5 protein-coding genes are annotated in these 2,670 nt (G+C 58.5%); all 5 read left to right on the plus strand.

Annotation, left to right across the window (positions count from 1 at the left end):
* On the plus strand, window positions 1-503 hold a 503-nt coding region (locus tag GX108_03990), incomplete at its 5' end, for a DegV family EDD domain-containing protein (protein NLO56200.1).
* Between the two features lie 7 nt (window positions 504-510).
* Entirely contained in the window at window positions 511-831 is a 321-nt protein-coding gene (locus tag GX108_03995; GenBank protein NLO56201.1) for a hypothetical protein, read from the plus strand.
* A gap of 257 nt (window positions 832-1,088) precedes the next feature.
* The gene (locus GX108_04000) at window positions 1,089-1,535 is read left to right on the plus strand and encodes a L,D-transpeptidase (protein NLO56202.1); all 447 of its coding nucleotides are present in this window, start codon (window positions 1,089-1,091) and stop codon (window positions 1,533-1,535) included.
* Between the two features lie 90 nt (window positions 1,536-1,625).
* A complete protein-coding gene (locus tag GX108_04005) occupies window positions 1,626-2,396 on the plus strand; it encodes a fumarylacetoacetate hydrolase family protein (GenBank protein NLO56203.1) in 771 nt (256 codons plus the stop codon).
* Between the two features lie 7 nt (window positions 2,397-2,403).
* On the plus strand, window positions 2,404-2,670 hold a 267-nt coding region (locus GX108_04010; protein NLO56204.1), incomplete at its 3' end, for a CoA-binding protein.

Raw genomic sequence — 2,670 nt, forward strand, 5'->3', positions numbered from 1 at the left:
ATTCCAAGACGTCTTCAGCCCCGCTGGGGCTTCTCGTCATGAGGGCAGTCGAGGCCCTGGATGAAGGGAAGGGTCATGATGAGATCGTTTCGCTGGTCGAGAAGAGCATCGCCGGCACGAAGATCTTTATAAGCCTCAGGACCCTCAAGTACATGGTCAGGGGAGGAAGGGTCAGTCCCGTCAAGGGGTTTCTGGCGTCCATGCTGAACCTGAAGCCCATAGTCATCGTCGATGAAGATGGTTTCGCCAGATCCTTCGGCCAGACCCGGGGCTGGGAGGAAAACGTGAAAAAGATCAGGGAGTTAATCGGCCTGGAGTGCCGGAAAGCCAGCGTTTGGAACTACGCCATAGTCCACGCCCACTCCCCTGAATCGGCCGAGATAGCCGCTTTGGGCCTGACCGAGATAGTGGGCCGAGAGCCGGCCTACGTGATGGATATATGCCCCGTGCTTGGGGCTCATACGGGGTTAGGGTCCGTGGCGGTGGGGTTGCTCGTGGAGTAGGGGCGTCATGGCCGAAAGAAGAGGGAATAACCTCGAAGTGGAGAAGAAGCAGGCAACGGAGCGCCTCGCCGAGTTGATCGAGAAGTCCAGGGTCATGGCCAACCTGGAGATGCTCCTGGACAAGCGTAAACTCCTCTGGAACAACTTCCTGGCCGGACTAGCTAAGGGGCTCGGCTTTGGCGTGGGTCTCACCGTCCTTGCCGCCGTGGTGATCTACTTCCTGGTGACCATCCTGAAGTCACTGGTCGCCCTGAATATCCCGATAATAGGAAACCATATTGTTGATCTTGTCCAGTTCGTCCAAGATCATATCCAGAATCAGCGCTGAAGCGGAGTGGCCACCTTTTCCCCGAAGAGGCGGCTCTTCGTCCCGTTCAAAAAGGAGTTGGTCGTTGCATGTTCTCCACCAGGCGAAGGTCGCGGAATTTCACCAAAGCACTTATCGGAGTATTGACGATCCTCATCCTGGTGGCCGGGGCTTACCTGTTGCTGGAGAGGAGATTGGTCGCCTCCGAGGCCGTTAAGATGCAGGAGGAGCCTGTAACGGATCTCCCAGAGGGGGAGCCCTTGGGCGCTCCCGATGCCATGGAGGTTGCGGCACTGGTCGCAGGTAATAACTTATATGGACAGTTCTGGATGCTCATCCGGAAGGGCCATTTCGATCTTTCAACCTGGAACGGCGCCGAGATGACGGCCCTTTACCCCGTCGCGGTGGGGGAGAACCCCGGCGACAAGGAGAGGGTGGGCGATCGGAAGACGCCGGAGGGAATCTTCTCTGTCGAAAGGATCCATGATTCAAGAACTTGGGTCCATGATTTCGGCGATGGAAAGGGCCCCGTGGAGGGAGCCTACGGTCCCTTTTTTATCCGGCTCGACACGGGCGGCTGGAAGGGTATAGGTATCCACGGAACCCACGACCCATCCTCGCTGGGCACCATGACGACCGAGGGGTGCATCAGGATGAACAACGAGGCCTTACTCGAGATAGTCGAGAAGGTCGTGCCAGGGGCGGTCGTGATCATAGAGCCCTGAAGGAGCCGCCCCCAGGAGAATGGCGGGGGAATACCCGAGAAAAGCCTGACGCCGGGTCTTTCCCCTCGACGAGAGGCGGGATCAGAAACGATGAAGATCACAAGGTTTTCCGCGAGCGGAAGTAACAGCCCCTTTTGGGGGACGATCGATGACGACAGGGTCTTTGTCACAGGCACCCCCGGCGGGGATCGCACCGGGGAATCCTTCCCGGTCGCCTCGGTGAAGCTCTTGGCGCCGGCCTCACCAACCAAGATTATCTGCGTGGGGCGAAACTATCACGGGCACATCAGGGAGATGGGCAACGACAGGCTTCCCCTTCCGGAAGAGCCAGGGCTCTTCCTCAAAAGCCCGAATTCGCTGGCGGCCCCCTTTTCCGAGATTCCCTATCCGCATTTTACCAACGAATTGCACTACGAGGGCGAACTCGCGGTGGTCATTGGGCAAAGGATCCTCCCCGGAACCGAACGTCCCATCGACCAAGTGCTGGGTTACACCGCGGGGATAGACCTGACGGCCCGTGATTGTCAGAGGCGTGACCTCCAGTGGATACGGGGAAAATCCGCCGACGCTTTCTGTCCCCTGGGTCCATGGATAGAGACCGGTATTGACCCCGGCAACACCAAGGTCAGGACTTATGTTAACGGGGCCCTGAGGCAGGAAGGGCGGACCGCTGATATGATTTTCCCGGTTTCGGTCATCCTGGAATACATCGTCAACTTCATGACCCTGGAAGCGGGGGACGTGATTTTGACGGGCACGCCCGAGGGAGTAGGGGAGATATTTCCCGGCGACAGGGTGGAAGTCGACATAGGCGGTCTAGGCGCTCCCCTGGTGATGACCATATCAGGTGAAGGTGCCTGAGGTCATCATGGCCCTCGCCGTTGACGGCATCAACGACCTGTCGCTCCTCTTGTCCCCACGGTCGGTGGCGGTGGTGGGTGCTTCCGAGAACCTGGAGAGCATATCCGGCCGCCCGATAAAACTGCTGAGGCGCTTCGGTTTCAAGGGCGGCATATTTCCTGTCAATCCCAACCGCAAGACCGTAGCCGGTCTTGAGTGCTATCCCGATATACGTTCCCTCCCCATAACTCCCGATGTGGTCCTGGTGGGAGTGAAAGCCCGGCTGGTTCCGGAG

It is taken from the genome of Thermovirga sp. (assembly GCA_012523215.1).
Lineage (GTDB): Bacteria > Synergistota > Synergistia > Synergistales > Thermovirgaceae > 58-81.